The 15856-nt window shown below is 43.1% G+C and carries 11 protein-coding genes and 5 tRNA genes; 10 read left to right on the top strand and 6 right to left on the bottom strand.

Annotation, left to right across the window (positions count from 1 at the left end; all coding sequences use genetic code 11):
- From R7Q09_RS14615 to dld, 3 genes are all read left to right on the top strand, one after another.
- Positions 1 to 76: transfer RNA gene (locus R7Q09_RS14615), tRNA-Gly, on the top strand.
- A gap of 239 nt (positions 77 to 315) precedes the next feature.
- On the top strand, positions 316 to 1218 hold the full coding sequence (locus tag R7Q09_RS14610) for a LysR family transcriptional regulator (protein ID WP_213891304.1): 903 nt from the start codon (positions 316 to 318) through the stop codon (positions 1216 to 1218).
- 382 nt (positions 1219 to 1600) lie between these two features.
- Positions 1601 to 3307, top strand: coding sequence for a D-lactate dehydrogenase (dld, locus tag R7Q09_RS14605; RefSeq protein ID WP_318070881.1), 1707 nt, complete (start codon positions 1601 to 1603; stop codon positions 3305 to 3307).
- A 141-nt stretch (positions 3308 to 3448) separates the two neighbouring features.
- Here the strand turns inward: dld and R7Q09_RS14600 are convergent, their stop codons facing one another.
- The 4 genes from R7Q09_RS14600 to R7Q09_RS14585 all read right to left on the bottom strand — a co-directional run bounded on the left by R7Q09_RS14600 (position 3449) and on the right by R7Q09_RS14585 (position 7859).
- On the bottom strand, positions 3449 to 3757 hold the full coding sequence (locus tag R7Q09_RS14600; protein ID WP_005375985.1) for an AzlD family protein: 309 nt from the start codon (positions 3755 to 3757) through the stop codon (positions 3449 to 3451).
- Positions 3754 to 4485 carry an AzlC family ABC transporter permease gene (locus tag R7Q09_RS14595; protein WP_213987039.1) on the bottom strand — a complete coding sequence of 244 codons (732 nt, stop codon included), beginning with the start codon at positions 4483 to 4485 and terminating at the stop codon, positions 3754 to 3756. Before R7Q09_RS14595 ends, R7Q09_RS14600 begins: the two co-directional genes overlap by 4 nt.
- 311 nt (positions 4486 to 4796) lie before the next feature.
- A complete protein-coding gene (alr, locus tag R7Q09_RS14590) occupies positions 4797 to 6026 on the bottom strand; it encodes an alanine racemase (protein WP_033907027.1) in 1230 nt (409 codons plus the stop codon).
- A 201-nt stretch (positions 6027 to 6227) separates the two neighbouring features.
- Complete coding sequence (locus R7Q09_RS14585; RefSeq protein WP_213987040.1) at positions 6228 to 7859, bottom strand: methyl-accepting chemotaxis protein; 1632 nt, start codon at positions 7857 to 7859, stop codon at positions 6228 to 6230.
- A 551-nt stretch (positions 7860 to 8410) separates the two neighbouring features.
- Here R7Q09_RS14585 and R7Q09_RS14580 point away from each other — a divergent pair.
- The 4 genes from R7Q09_RS14580 to R7Q09_RS14565 all read left to right on the top strand — a co-directional run bounded on the left by R7Q09_RS14580 (position 8411) and on the right by R7Q09_RS14565 (position 10823).
- Positions 8411 to 8497, top strand: a tRNA-Leu gene (locus tag R7Q09_RS14580).
- 36 nt (positions 8498 to 8533) lie between these two features.
- Positions 8534 to 8607, top strand: a tRNA-Cys gene (locus R7Q09_RS14575).
- Positions 8608 to 8914: 307 nt separating this feature from the next.
- Positions 8915 to 10438, top strand: coding sequence for an alpha-amylase (gene amyS, locus R7Q09_RS14570; RefSeq protein WP_238975448.1), 1524 nt, complete (start codon positions 8915 to 8917; stop codon positions 10436 to 10438).
- Between the two features lie 130 nt (positions 10439 to 10568).
- Positions 10569 to 10823 carry a hypothetical protein gene (locus R7Q09_RS14565; RefSeq protein ID WP_005375990.1) on the top strand — a complete coding sequence of 85 codons (255 nt, stop codon included), beginning with the start codon at positions 10569 to 10571 and terminating at the stop codon, positions 10821 to 10823.
- A 74-nt stretch (positions 10824 to 10897) separates the two neighbouring features.
- Here R7Q09_RS14565 and R7Q09_RS14560 read toward each other — a convergent pair whose 3' ends face one another.
- Positions 10898 to 11686, bottom strand: coding sequence for a lipase family protein (locus R7Q09_RS14560; RefSeq protein ID WP_005375991.1), 789 nt, complete (start codon positions 11684 to 11686; stop codon positions 10898 to 10900).
- 69 nt (positions 11687 to 11755) lie between these two features.
- Positions 11756 to 12685, bottom strand: coding sequence for a CHAD domain-containing protein (locus R7Q09_RS14555; protein ID WP_318070880.1), 930 nt, complete (start codon positions 12683 to 12685; stop codon positions 11756 to 11758).
- Between the two features lie 301 nt (positions 12686 to 12986).
- Here R7Q09_RS14555 and R7Q09_RS14550 point away from each other — a divergent pair.
- The 3 genes from R7Q09_RS14550 to R7Q09_RS14540 all read left to right on the top strand — a co-directional run bounded on the left by R7Q09_RS14550 (position 12987) and on the right by R7Q09_RS14540 (position 15847).
- A tRNA-Leu gene (locus R7Q09_RS14550) sits at positions 12987 to 13073 on the top strand.
- Between the two features lie 36 nt (positions 13074 to 13109).
- Positions 13110 to 13183 (top strand) — tRNA-Cys (locus R7Q09_RS14545).
- Positions 13184 to 14164: 981 nt separating this feature from the next.
- Positions 14165 to 15847: an Ig-like domain-containing protein gene (locus R7Q09_RS14540; protein WP_318070883.1), complete on the top strand. Its 1683-nt coding sequence runs from the start codon at positions 14165 to 14167 to the stop codon at positions 15845 to 15847.
- Positions 15848 to 15856: the final 9 nt, after the last annotated feature.

Genomic DNA, 15856 nt, shown 5'->3' with positions numbered 1-15856 from the left:
GCGACACTAGCTCAGTTGGTAGAGCGCAACCTTGCCAAGGTTGAGGTCACGAGTTCGAACCTCGTGTGTCGCTCCAAATTATTCAGATATGGCCATGGCGGTATCTCGATGCCAAGTGCATCAACTTAAAACCAGCGAAAGCTGGTTTTTTTGTATCTGAAGACTGATAAATTCATACCATCTCTTTTTCATTACCTGTGAGCTTAGCAACCCCATCTCTGTCACGAGTTTCTGATATTAAGTGTGATCCGATGTTTCGCACCTCAGCCAATTTCAGTTTACAATACGGGCTTCCAAAGGATTTGACGAAGACGCATGAGAAATACCGACGATTACATCATTTTTTATCACTTGATCGAGCAAGGTTCATTCAGTGCTGCCGCGAGACATATGTCACTGACCAAATCGGTCGTCAGTAAACGCATTGCCAAGCTTGAACAAGAGCTTGGTGTACAGCTTCTCTACCGAACAACGCGAACGCTAACGTTGTCTGAAGCAGGACGAGCGTTTTTTACTCATGCAAAAGCGGTTTATCAAGCGGTGGCAACGGCGGAAGAATCCATTGTGGGTTTAGGTAAAAACTTATCTGGACACATTAAAATTTCGGTGCCTACTATCTCTGGTGAATTAATTCTTCCTCAAGTGATTAATGAATTTAATCAGAAATACCCAGACATCAATATCGATATGGATCTAGATAATCGTTTCGTCGATATCGTGAATGAACGTTTTGATTTGGCAATTAGAACGGGTGTGTTGCCAGATTCTAGTCTGATTGCAAGAAAGCTGGTGGATGCGAATTGGATCATTTGCGCGTCACCCCAATACCTAGCTAAACATGGCATACCTAAACAACCTCAAGCCTTGGCTAAACACAATTGTTTAGTCTATTCCTACCAAGAAACCGGAGCGCATGAGTGGGCGTTTAAAGATGGAGACGAGGTATATCAAATCACCGTCGACGGTAACCTCTGTACCAACAATTCTTCTGTATTGAGAAATGTAGCGCTGTTAGGGCAGGGAATCATCTATGTACCGCGTGTATTGGTTTATGAAGACTTAAAACAAGGCAGTCTGATTCAGTTATTTAAAGACGAAACAGCCAAATGTTTGGGTATTTATGCGGTGTATCCCTACACTCGTCAGCAACCAGAAAAAATTAAGATCTTTATCGATCATCTATACTCAAGCTTTCAAAGTCAAAACCATCGATTTTAAGCCAATAACTCAACACCGATCGTTATGTTGGTGTTGAGCTTATGTTTCCATCTTCATTTCTAAGAATCATATTAAATTTAGGAGCTTACGCTTCTCCTCGTTTTCTTCACTAATATTGATAACAAGATACCCCGCACAACTGTTAACAAATGGTTTTGCTATTGTTTCTTTTAAGAAACGGTCTGTTTCTTACGTTAAATTTCTCAAATGTGAAAGATAAGTAACAGAAAAATAAAGAATTATTTTGTTTGTTGTTTATTGATTACGTATTGCTCGTCCGTCTGACATAGACGCAGAGAAATGGACTGCTTATAGTGGCTCAAACGCCATGCCTGCCGCTAAGCGGTGTTGTGAGCGAAGTACAATAACTAGAGATACGGATATGAGACAAAAGCAGCTGATTGAAGAATTTAAAACCATCGTTGGGGAAGAAAATGTTCTAACCGACGAGGTTAAAACGAAATATTACCGCTCGGGGTTTCGTTCGGGTAGTGGTAATGCGCTTGCTATCGTGTTTCCTAACACTCTTCTAGAACAATGGAAGATTATTAAACAGTGTGTTGAAGCAAACTGCATCATTATCATGCAGGCGGCTAAAACAGGTTTAACAGAGGGCTCAGCTCCGAGTGGTAATGATTATGATCGCGATGTGGTTGTGATCAATATTACCAAAATCAAGAAGATTCACTTATTAGATGGTGGTAAGCAGGCGGTTTGCTTGCCTGGTGCGAGCTTACACTCTTTGGAGAAAGAGTTGAAGGCAGTGAACCGAGCACCGCATTCTATCATCGGTTCTTCATCGCTAGGTGCCACTGTGGTCGGTGGTATCGCTAATAACTCAGGCGGTGCGCTAGTTAAGCGTGGTCCTGCTTATACGGAACTGGCGATCTACGCGCAGGTCGATAAGCAAGGCCAGTTACATTTGGTGAACCACCTTGGTATTGAAGGATTAGGTGAAACGCCAGAAGAAATTCTTACAAACCTGCAAGAAGGGAACTTTGACCCAGCGAAGATCATTCATGATGAGCGAATGGCATCAGACAAAGAATACGATGAACGTGTTCGAGACGTGACTTCTGACATTCCTTCTCGCTTTAATGCCGATGAACGCCGATTATTTGAAGCCAGTGGCTGTGCTGGCAAGTTGGGTGTTTTTGCCGTTCGGGTTGACAGCTACCCAGTACCCGAAAAAGAGCAGGTTTTTTACCTTGGCACCAATGACCCTGCGAAACTAACGAAGTTGCGAAAAGACTTCTTATCTACGTTTGATGACTTGCCTGAGATGGGAGAATACTTGCATCGAGATATCTTCAACATGGCAGAGAAGTACGGCAAGGATGTGTTCTTATCAATCGATTTGTTAGGCACAGATAAGCTGCCAAAAATGTTCGCACTTAAAGCTAAGGTAGAAAACTTCTTAGAGCGCATCCCGTTTGTCAGTAAATATCTGCCAGACACCATTCTGTACTACGCGAGCAAGTTGTTCCCACAACATTTACCAGAGCGAATGCTGGATTTCCGTGACAAGTATGAGCATCACCTGGTATTGAAAATGAGTGATGGTGGTATTGCTGAAGCACAAAAATACCTCAAAGAAGTTTGGGCTGTTGAAGACGACTGTGATTTCTTCGAGTGTACGCCGGAAGAAGGTAAAAAAGCTTATTTACATCGCTTTGCAGCAGCAGGTGCAGCAATTCGTTACGAGACGATTCACCGAAAAGACGTAGAAGACATCGTTGCACTTGATATTGCATTGCGACGTAATGATGAAGAGTGGCTAGAAACTTTGCCTGAAGAGGTGAGTAAGAACCTTGTTCAAGCGCTCTATTATGGTCACTTTATGTGTTACGTCTTCCATCAAGATTACATTTTCAAAAAAGGGACTGACACGAAGTTGATGAAAAAGCTGATGCTAGAGCACCTCAATAGCCGTGGTGCCAAATACCCAGCAGAACATAACGTGGGTCACTTGTATGAAGCCGAAAACTCGTTGCAGAAGTTTTACCACGAATTAGACCCAACCAATACCTTTAACCCTGGTATTGGTAAAATGGACAAATATAAGCGCAATTGTAACTGCTGTGCGTGATGTGCTGTCTCACCATGATTAATAATCGTTGTTCATCGTTAAAATGATGAGCATAAGATAAGCCCTGATGACACTCGTGACATCAGGGCTTTGTGTTTTGGGTCTTTTTATTGATGACTGGTATCGGCGTTGAAACAGCGACTAAAGAGCACGTACTGCAGCGGCGGCGATGATGCCTGCTGCAATTGCGGGTAGAGGCTTTTTCACGATGAACATGACAACGGCAGTAGAAAACAGTGCTGCTCTAGCACCATTATCCCCCTCTACTGCTAGCGGAGCTAAAAGGGCAACCAGTACGGAGCCTGACATCGCAGTAATGAAACGTTGAACCCGTTCGCTAATTGGAATGAATGACATAACATACACTCCGCCCCAGCGGGTTATGAGCGTGACTAACGCCATAGCGATGATGATAAGCAGTGTGCCACCTATGGTTGTTTCGATGTTCATGCTTTCTTCTCCTTCCAACAAGCACCCAATACTCCGCCAGTAATGGCGCCAACCACTACGTGGCTATTCTCTGGCAAATACCAATACGCCAACATAGAAGAGGCTGCTGCTATGGCCCAAATAGAAAAGATTCTTAAGTCTTTCGGCCCGGCCACCACCATAGACAGCAGGAAGCATCCCATAACCATATCGAGCCCGAGGCCCACCGGATCTTTGATTGCGCTACCAAAATAAATGCCGATCCAGGTGCCCACAATCCAAAAAGACCACATCGCTAAGCCGCCACCAACAAGCAAGCCAAAGCCTGGTTCTTTTCTACCAAATGCATTGAGTGCCATTGCCCAGTTAGCGTCTGATGCTACCAGCATTACACCGTAACGTTTTGTTGGTGGGAGTTGTCGTAACCATGGATAAAGTGTGGCTCCCATCAAGAGGTGACGAGCATTAATCGCAAATACAGTAATAAGTACTGGAATGAGAGGGACTTCTGCTCCCCACATTTCTAACGTGGCAAATTGTGAAGCACCGGCGAAGACCAGTGTGCTCATCAACATAGTGGGAAATACATCTAGTCCAGTCTGTACGGCAGCAACACCGAAAGCGAGGCCAAATATGACCACGAACATAGAGAGGGGTAAAAGTTGGGTGAATCCGTTCCAGACGTCAAGCCGATTAAATTCGTGCAACTCAGTGGAGGAGCGTTGAAGATGTTGAGTATTTTCTGTCATAGAGATATCTAGCTAGCAGGCAAAGGGGCAGTGCCATACGAGTGTGTTTGTTATTCTTTTGTAAACTTCATGTTTAACATCAATTAGAGGGGCTTTCAAACACTAAGTGCTATATAAAATTGAGCAATCCAAGCGGCTTTAAGAAACAGAGTGTAGAGAGTCGCACTTAGTAGTGCTAAAGGAGATTAAAACAACAGAAATAGTAAGCTCTGTTTAATTGATAACATCACGAGCTAGTACAGATTAGTAAATAAGAAAGAAAGCGAGCACGAGGCTCGCTTTTTCGCTCTGTTACGAATAACTGAGTAGGTTTATTTTACGTAGACACGAGGGTTCGCGCTTCCCCAAACCGTGTATAGTTCAGGGAAGATGACTTCTGCGTGTTTTTCCATCTCAGCAGCTGAAATCGTTTTGCCTTGTTGGGAGCCAAACAAAACAACTTCAGAACCAGGCTCAACATCTTTGATACCTGTAACATCTACCATTGTGGTGTTCATTGAAGCAACGCCCGCAACTTTTGCACGTTGGCCATTGATCAGAACTTCTGCTGTATTCCCCATTTTTCGTGGATAACCATCAGAGTAACCAACAGGAATGTTCGCCATTAAGCTTTCTTTGCTTGTTGTGTAGCTGCTGTCGTAACCGACTGTGCTATTTTTTGGCAGGTGGTGAACGGATGCCACGCGTGTTTTGAAAGACACGATAGAGGGGTACTCAGGGTTAGTTGGTAAGTCTCCGTATAAAACGCCACCAGGACGAACCATATCAAGCTGGGCCTCAGGAACATTAAGCGCGGTGTAAGAGTTTGCTACGTGCAGTAAAATGTTGTCGCGTTTTAGATTCGCTTCTTTAATCAGCCATGCAGAACTGTCTTTGAATGAAGCTAACTTTTGGCGCACGTCGTCTGCATTGTAGTTAGGGAAATGAGTCATGATACCAACAATATTAACGCCAGCTTGTTGAGCGATTTCTAGCGCTTCTTTCTTGCCCGCTTCTGTCGTCATATCAACACCATTACGTCCCATACCACCGTCGTTCAGAGCAAGGTGAACTTTGATTTCTTTACCAGCTTTCTCGGCTAGTTTAGACAGTGCTTTAGCTTGCTCTGCTGTGCCTATCAACTCTTCGACATTTAGGTCGATTGCGGCTTCAATCTCGCCAATATCCGCTGAGCGTACACGCATGAGTTGGCCTTTAAAGCCACTGTCGCGAACAGTTTGTGCTTCGGCGTTACTTGCAACGGCAACGCAAGGAATTTGTTGTTCGATAATAGTCGGCATCAGGCCTGCGATACCATTACCGTATGCGTCGGCTTTCATCACGGCGCAGATTTTCGTTTTGCCATCCATGTGCGATTTAAACTGCTCAATATTATCGCGGAACTGACCTAAGTTTATTTCTAGCCAAGCGTTAGCACCTTGAACTTGCTCTGCTTTTGCTGCTGTATTGCTAATTTGAAGAGGAGCGGCAGTGGCTTGCATTACAGGAACCGCGATTGCAGCAGCGATAGTCAGTGATAGTAAGGTTTTATTTAAGCGCATAAAGTCTCCGTACGCGTTTTTTGTATTGGTTATGTTATTGAGTACTTGGGGAAAGTACCTGACGAAGTAAAACGCTCCAAGTGGTGCTTTGGAGCGTTTATTAAGATAGTGATTTAATATATACCTAAATATACCTCAGTGATGACATTCAATTTAAGCAAATCGGGATTGATTTGATATCTACTAAGGTACCCACTGAGTTTAACTCAGTTTAAAGCGGCTCATTACATCTTTAAGAGAAATGGATAGCTGGCTTAGTTCGCGGCACGCCTGTGCGGTTTGCTCCGAACCTTGCGAGACCTCTTGAGATGCCAAATGTATGTTTTCAATGCTGCGGTTAAGCTCTTCCGCAACAGAGTCTTGCTGGTTACAAGCCGTGGCGATTTGGGTACCCATGTCTGAGATGTCCGAAATCGAATGCTCAATGTCGCTCATCAGCTGTTTTGATTGAATACCTTGCTCTGCACATTCTGAAATACTGGTTCTAGAAAGTTCAGTGGCTGATTTTGCGTCTTTTGCAAGTGATTGTAGCTGCTCAATGATCGAAGTGATTTCACTCGTTGAATCTTGCGTACGGCCGGCAAGAGTTCGAACTTCGTCTGCAACGACGGCAAAGCCACGACCAGACTCACCAGCACGCGCCGCTTCAATGGCTGCATTAAGTGCAAGTAGGTTGGTTTGATCGGCAATGTCGCGGATAACATCCACGATCACGTTAATTTTATTCGATTGCTGTTCAAGCTCTGCTACGGTATCGCCTGCAGCGCCAATTACGTTTGAAACTTCTTGAATCGCGTCAACCATACCTTGGGTTTCACGAACACCGTGTTGTGTGCGGCGGTTTGCTTCGTTAGCTTGGTTCGCTGAGTCTTCAGTGTTACGAGCAACATCGGCTACGGCCGCTTTCATTTCTGTCATTGCTGTTGCGATGTGCGTAATTTGCAGCTGTTGATCTTTCATACCAGACGCAGAAATATCGGAGATTTGGTTCATCTCTTCGACAGCGCTGCTTAACTGAGTAACTGCAGCAATCACGTTATCGATAACTTGGCGTAAGTCGTCTTGCATCTTAGTGGTCGCGTCTGCCAGTTCACCAAGCTCGTCATTGCCGATTGCTTTACGGTCAATGTCACTTGATAGATCACCTGTCGCGATGGCATTTGCTTGCTCAACAACAAGTTTAAGTGGGCCACAAATTAGGCGAGTCAGCACGTATGTCATGCCTACCATGATCAGTAGAATAATCACGTTACTTGCAATTGAAGAATTACTCAATCCATCTACAGAGGACAGGATATGAGTTTTGTTGCTATCCATAGCTTCTTTAAGGAGACGGATTAGTTCGCCTAACTCTGAGTCAACCGCTTCGAAAGCAGACAAAGAGTTCGCCAAAATAGGGTGGGCCTTGCTTTTGTCGTTAGCTAGCATCGCTTCATTGTACTGGTCCATAGTAACCAAGTACTTTTTCCATTGACGCATAAGACGCTGGTAAGTTTGCTGCTCTTCGCCAGGCCAGATAGTTTCACCGTAAGCGTTGAGCTCTCTAGTGATCTTTTCGCGCTCTCTAATATTGTTAGAAATTTTAGTTTTGACTTGGTCTGCGTCTTCATAAGTGTACGCAGCAAATTGAGCTCGGCGCCAGCGAGACAAATGATCTCGAATCGAATCGACCCTTTCCATTGCAGGAAGCGTATCATCGGTATAGTTTAAAAGCTCAGATTTGATGCTTTTGAGCTCTGTAGATAAAAACACGCCAAATGCAATGTTGACGATGGCAATGAGTAAAAACGATAGCGATATCTTTTTCGCTATAGAAAGATTCTTGATAGACATTAGTGATATACCTTGTTTTTCTTATGTTGTGTCGCCAAAGTAAACCACATCCTTATATGTGATATATGTCCATTAAATTACTGCAACTCGTGTAACGTACCATTATTTATTGATATTTTCGATAATGAATTGAGCTTTGTTTGAAAATAAAAAAAAGTCAATGATTTTATAAAGGTACGACCACATTCGATATTAAGTTATCGGTAACAAAATATGATGTTCTGTACGCAGTCGTGCCAAGAGTAGGGAATCAAATTGTTACAGATGTTACAACGATGAAAAGATCAGCGTTCATAACGTGATAGTCGCGTGTTTACCTCGAAGCAGTTACGGACACTAGTATGCGTATGACTTCATAGCTAATGAAAGGGAACGGGTGCTTATTGGTCTAATTGAATGCCAAACGTACTAGTCAGATCGCTTTTTAAGCACTTAAATCAAAAAGATAAAATTTATTGTTGACCTGATAAATTAATCCGTTAAAGTACGCCTCGTTCTCACGGCAAAGGCCGCTGAGACAGATGGTGTCTAACCCATCGCATGATTGCGTTGCCCTGGTGGTGGAATTGGTAGACACAAGGGATTTAAAATCCCTCGGCGTTCGCGCTGTGCCGGTTCAAGTCCGGCCCGGGGCACCATCAAAATCTTTGGTGACAGAGATACAAAATCAGAAAGGCGCCTTGGCAGAGTGGCTATGCAGCGGATTGCAAATCCGTGGACCTCGGTTCGACTCCGGGAGGCGCCTCCACTATTTCGAAAGCCAGTCTTAAATGACTGGCTTTTTTCGTTTTTAATCCGCCTTTTCGTAACCCTTCGCGCTTTCCTAAAGTCTCCCATGTTTTGATCACCATTCAATATTTTTAACGCGCTAATTATTGATTTTATAAATGTTAGACAACTCAATAATTGTATAGTGTGATTGGTGATAGTTTCTCTTCGATTGTAATCCGAACTTTTTGTATTACAGGCAGCAACCTAGCTAGCGTCATAGTTAGTATCGCTTGGTGCGTATATGCAGTAAGGAGGATTCTAGTCCTTAACGTGAGAGAAAAATAATGAAAACATTCAACCTTAAACCTACACTTTTACCCTTAACTTTGCTGCTCAGTTCGCCTGTAATGGCGGCACAAAATGGCACCATGATGCAGTACTTCCATTGGTATGTGCCAAATGACGGTGCACTCTGGACACAAGTTGAAAACAACGCGCCGGCACTATCGGACAACGGCTTCACCGCGTTATGGCTACCGCCCGCCTATAAAGGTGCTGGTGGCAGCAACGACGTCGGTTATGGCGTTTACGATATGTATGATTTGGGAGAGTTTGATCAAAAAGGTTCGGTGCGCACCAAGTATGGCACCAAAGATCAGTACCTAAGCGCCATCAATACTGCCCATAAAAACAATATCCAGATTTATGGCGATGTGGTGTTCAACCATCGCGGCGGTGCGGATGGTAAATCCTGGGTCGACACCAAGCGAGTCGATTGGAACAACCGAAATATTGAACTTGGTGATAAATGGATTGAAGCGTGGGTAGAGTTTGATTTCCCTGGGCGCAACGATAAGTACTCAAACTTTCATTGGACGTGGTACCACTTTGATGGCGTGGACTGGGACGATGCTGGCGAAGAAAAAGCTATCTTCAAATTCAAAGGTGAGGGTAAGGCATGGGATTGGGAAGTGAGCTCGGAAAAAGGCAACTACGATTACCTTATGTACGCTGATCTAGACATGGATCACCCTGAAGTTAAGAAAGAACTTAAAGACTGGGGTGAGTGGTATATCAACATGACTGGTGTTGATGGGTTTAGAATGGACGCGGTGAAGCACATCAAATATCAATACCTGCAAGAATGGATTGATCACCTACGTTGGAAAACAGGGAAAGAACTATTCACGGTCGGAGAGTACTGGAACTACGATGTGAATCAGCTGCATAACTTTATCACCAAAACCTCTGGCAGCATGTCCTTGTTTGATGCACCGTTACATATGAACTTTTATAATGCGTCTAAATCGGGTGGTAGCTACGATATGCGTCAAATCATGGATGGTACGCTGATGAAGGACAATCCAGTCAAAGCGGTTACCTTAGTAGAAAACCATGACACTCAGCCTTTGCAGGCGTTGGAATCAACCGTTGATTGGTGGTTCAAGCCGCTCGCTTACGCGTTTATCTTATTGCGTGAAGAAGGTTATCCATCCGTGTTTTATGCAGATTACTACGGCGCGCAGTACAGTGATAAAGGGCATGACATCAATATGGTCAAAGTGCCTTACATTAAAGAGCTAGTAACACTGCGTAAAGATTATGCCTATGGCAAACAACATTCTTATCTCGACCACTGGGACGTAATTGGTTGGACTCGAGAAGGTGATGCAAATCATCCACATTCAATGGCCGTGATCATGAGTGATGGACCTGGCGGCTCGAAGTGGATGTATACGGGTAAACCAAGTGCTCGCTACGTAGACAAGTTGGGTATCCGAACTGAAGACATTTGGACTGATGCGAATGGTTGGGCTGAGTTCCCAGTAAACGGCGGATCTGTCTCGGTTTGGGTTGGCGTTGAATAATCCATTCCTGTGATTTTGATACAGAGTAGGCAATTCTTAATAAAACTTTTCAATGAATCAATGTGTTATTTGATATTCATTCAACAAATGAGTAACTTATATTTGAGCATAATCTAGAGGAAGATAAAGAATGGAATCTATTGCTGATGTATTGGTTGTGGCTATTGTGTTCGGTGCCATATTTGGGGGCGGGATAATAAAGTTAATCTTGAACCATCGTAAAGAAGTAAGAGCGTTGGAGATATCTGAACGTAATACGATGAGCCGAGAAGAACAAGATAACCTTAACAAGCAAATTGGTGACTTGAAGCGACGTGTTGAAGTGTTAGAGCGAATTGTCACAGATAACAAATATCAACTTGAAAAAGAAATTGCCTCTCTGTAGATCACCACTTAATCGTAAAGCCGGCGAAGTCCGGCTTTTTCGTGTCTGTACGTCATACCTTTCGGATGTTTAACTCAGCGTTCATCAAAAAAGTCTTTGTCGCGAATGTATTTACTCATAAAGTGATAAGAGAACGGTCGCATTAACCAACTAAATAAGGAGCGCCCAAGCCGTATGAGCGTTGGGGTGTTCTCGTATATTCTCCCGTTATATAACCATAGCATTTTGCCTACATGCCAATACAAAAAAGGTACGGGCGGCATAAAGGTCACGATGTCGATGTCGCAACAAATCCTGTATGTTTTGTGCCCCAAACGGTAGCGTTTCTTAAACGTCCAATCCCCGACAGCGGGCTGTCCGAAAGTGACCACGCGTTTAATGCTTTTTGGGTATTTTTTCTCAATATAGTCAGCAAAAACACTGCCAATCGCGCCACCTGAAGAGTGGCCAGTAATAGTGATTCTTTTCCCCCTGAGAATAAGTGGTACAACGATACCTTCGAGGCGTTCGATCACGGTCAACCCTAACCGATCTTCATTCCGGCTCGGTAAACTTTCTTGGAACAACAGATGATAGAAACCCGCGTGAATGCGATAGTTTAGTCCCAACCTTCGACAGCTTCTCGTCCACATCGCGAAGTTCAACAACCAATCACTGATACTGTGTGAGCCTTTAATCACTACGACCACTTCACTCTGTTTTTTACTCCAGAGCACGCGAATCATAATCTTACCGTGTTCATTTCTAATGACTCGTTGCCCATTAGGATCGAACCCGTATTGAGTTTGCCTGAAGACGCGAGGGTAGGCGAGATTACAAAGCACCGCATAGCGCTCGTATTGGTATCGTTTTAATGGTTTCACGTTAACTTTCTTAGTGGAGCCTAACGTTTGACTGTAATTAATGAATATTAAAAATACGTGAACCTTGATTTAGGGTCGGTAGAGATTCTGTGTATTGGTATCGCGAATGAAAGACTCAAACTGGCTTAAATGCGTCAAGATGGTTTGGCGAGAGAGTGCATGATGTTCGCTAAGCACGTTAATTAGCTTTTTCAAAGCCTTACGATCTTGTTTATCAAGATTTGCTGTTTCTTTGAGTTGTGCGAAAAATTCAATTTGACTTGAAGTGTCGTTAAAGTCACCGAGCTTGTCTTGCAATAGTTTTAGTTGTTTCACGTTGTTTTTGTGCTGTTGGGAAGGATAGAGCGTGGAAAATCCTTCTAACAAATAACGCAGCGCTTTGCACTTTATCCGCATCGAATGAATCACACTGTCACGACTTTTGTCCGAGATCTTGCGTCGTGCTTTATCAACTTTTTTAAATTGATCGGAGATTTTTTGGCTTGCGAAGAGTAACGCAGGTACGTTGCTATCCACTCGTTCGTGTTGCGTACTTCGCAGCAGACTATTCCTGACCAAAGTGCAGTGCGTTGTGTATTCTTCTGTAGCTAGCCAACGCGTAACTTTTGCCTGTTCGTAAGCACGTTCGGCTTCGATAAAGCCAAAAAGCTGCTCAAGAGACGATTTGTGGTTTGGGAGCATTTCAATGTATTGTTTTTTGCCCAAGATAAATACGTCCAAATCACGCAGCTTATTTGTTTTCTTCATCATTATTTTTAAATGAGGTTTCAAAATACTCAGTTCAAAAGGAGGTATCAGTTCGCGAAGTAGTACGCATAGTGAGCGTATGCGCCTTAGTGTGACGCGATACTGGTGTGTATATTCAGGATCCAAGTCTTCGATGATTCCCAGCTCCAGAGAGCGTGCATAATCAAATTCACTAAGAAAGAAGTAGGGCACTACGAAGTCGAGTTCGGAATCAGTGTGTAGCGGTAATTGAAATGATGACTTTCGAAACATGATGAGCGCTTATTTGTCCCCTGCAGTACGAGTTAAGTTTATACCCATACTGCCAATTTGTGCGACTTGTCGATTCCTCATTGACATGAAGTGATGAAGCAAAGTAAACGAGAGCAAAGCATGCTGATGTTCTTGTGAGCAAAATGATCGCCCTTTGTTCGTTTGAGTTGACTTTTTAACCATTTGAATAAAAGAGACTAATTTTTTGTTGACCAGATAAATTAATCCGTTAAAGTACGCCTCGTTCTCACGGCAAAGGCCGCAGAGACAGATGGTGTCTAACCCATCGCATGATTGCGTTGCCCTGGTGGTGGAATTGGTAGACACAAGGGATTTAAAATCCCTCGGCGTTCGCGCTGTGCCGGTTCAAGTCCGGCCCGGGGCACCATCAAAATCTTTGGTGACAGAGATACAAAATCAGAAAGGCGCCTTGGCAGAGTGGCTATGCAGCGGATTGCAAATCCGTGGACCTCGGTTCGACTCCGGGAGGCGCCTCCACTATTTCTAAAAACCGGCCTTGTGCCGGTTTTTTACTATCTGGTATTGTCAAACTATTCTAATACACATTTATTATTGAATAATTAATTTTTGTACAAATACCAACCTCAATTATCAATTAATCATTCTTTAACTAGTTTTCCCGAATTGCTATCTATAGCGTCATATTGTCACGTGATTTTAGTTCAATACTGAAAATAAAGTTGCACATATATCCTGCTTGTTTCTCTATATGTCTCTAGTTGATATTGCACTGTATCGCTCAGTCTGTCTTTTAATCGAGTATAAAACTAGGTGAGCAAAAAATTTTCACCACTTTTAATTTAACGTAAATTTAACAATTAAAGGTGGATAATATTACTCATGAGTTGTTGAGGTATATTATTAGAATGACTCGTTATTAAGTTAATGAATTTAAAGGTTATAACTTTATGCGATGAAATTGAGATTGTTTTAGTTCAATTTCTACTTGTTTGATTTTTAATGATTTAAATTGGCTGTAGTGCAAGTGATTTATTAAAGTCATTGTTGAATACAAAGGTTGTTCATATAAAACAATCATAAGGTTATTTTAAGTAACTGACAAAAATGGATAAATTTATTATTACACAAACTTAACCTAAATTACTTATCACTCTGGTTGAATTTTGACCGGTTGCTTTGCTATGATTCCGGCTCTTATATTTTTGGTGGTTATCCTTTTATAACCATGTTGATGTATATAGGAACATATTTGGCTTTATAGGCTAGGGCATTTTATTTCCTAAAGTTTATATTATTTTACCCTACCATTTCTGCTTATATTGGCGGGAAAGTGAACTCGTTATTAAATTAAAATTAGGTGAAGCAGTGATAAAAAATATTAAAATAAATAGAACAACCCTAAATAAAGGGTTGTCATTTTTATTAGTAATATTCGCTTGTTTACAGAGCATCCATTACGCCAGTGCAGCAGGAAATACGACGGGACAGCAAAATACATTGGTTATCCTGCTGAACTTCAAAGAAAACCCAAATGAGCAGCCATTAACTTTGTCAGAAGCAAATAATCTAATCTTTGGTACAGTGAATGACTTCTACCGTGAAAGCTCTTTTGATCAAATGTGGCTGTCTGGGAAAGTCGTGGGTTGGTTTAATCTACCGTTGTCTAATCAGGTTTGTGATTTTACCGCTGTTCAAGATGCAGCGGATCAAGAAGCCATCGCTGCGGGAGTGAAGCTTGAAGAGTACGATCGTATTGTTTACTTGATGACAAAAACGGCATGTGGTGTCGCTGGATCGGCAACTATTGATGGCATGCCTTCACGCGCGCACATCAATGGTGATTTTTCTCCGATGAACATCGCTCATGAGCTTGGACATAACTTTGGTTTGCATCACTCTCGTGCTCTTGATTGTGGCGAGCATACGCTTTCAGACAACTGTACGTTGCGTGAATACGGTGATACCTATGATGTAATGGGTGGTCCAGACATCGGCTATTTGAATACTTTCCAGCGCGAGCGACTAGGATGGCTAGAGGGAGAGCACGCCTCAAAGACACTGGAAGTTACTCAAAATGGTACTTACTCCATCGCGAATTACGAGACGACTAGTGAGCAGCCAGTTACGATAAAAGTACCTCGTGGTACTGATCCTTCTACAGGTGCAAAAAAATGGTTTTACATTGAATACCGCCAGTCTATTGGGTTTGACGACTTTTTAGATGCTCGTTCTTACTCGTTCTATCGTGGGGACGTTACGGATGGCATCATCATTCGAAGCGCTGTAGAAGGTGATGGGCGCAGCAGTAATCTGCTTCACTTTAAAACTGATTCTGAATATCGTGCGGTTTTTGGCCGAAATGACTGGTTTGACCCATCTATGCCGGTCGGTGGTAGCTATACTGACCCAGACTCAGGTGTAACATTGAGTTTGGTGAGTGCAGCGAACGGCATCGCCGAAGTAAGCGTTGTCTTTGACGGCTCTGACAACGGTAATATCGGGACTTGTACTGTAAATGCTCCATCAGTGACTGCGAAAGCTGCAACAAGCCACTCGGTTGCAGCCGGCGATGAGGTTCAATATCAGGTCACTATTACTAACAAAGATAGTGCAGATTGTTCAGCGAGCAGTTTTTCTGTAAACGCGTCAATGCCAACTGGTTGGAAAGCGAGCAGCAGTGCAATCACGCTAGCAGCAGGTGAAACCGGACAAGTAATGATATCAGTCGTATCTTCGGTTGAGGCTAGTGATAAAGACTATGCTTTGAAGATGATCGTGACGCACGGAGAAGACTCAAGTCTGCAAACCGCAGCATCCGTGAATTACTCTGTAACCAATGAAATCTCGCCATCACCAGAGCTCGTTGCTGTTGATGATCAGGTGACTATGTCTTCGAAACAGTCGGTGATTATCGATGTGATGGCAAACGATGTTGTTGGAGAGCAAAACTCTGCAAGCGTGGTTTCTTTTACTAGACCAAGTAAGGGGCGACTAGAGCTGTTATCAGATGGCGCCCTGCGTTATACACCTGAGAAGAAATTCAAAAATAACGACAGCTTTACCTATACCATAGGTGATGGTCAAAGCAGCTCGACCGCTCAGGTCTCAGTGAAGTTAGAGTCCTCAGCTGGTGGCGATTCTGGCAACTCTGGTAACAATGGGAAAGGTAAGAATAAATAGAACGATATA

The sequence above is a fragment of the Vibrio sp. 2130-1 genome, from assembly GCF_033339515.1.
The sequence above is the reverse complement of the archived record's forward strand: the minus strand, read 5'-3'. Positions and strand labels throughout refer to the sequence as shown.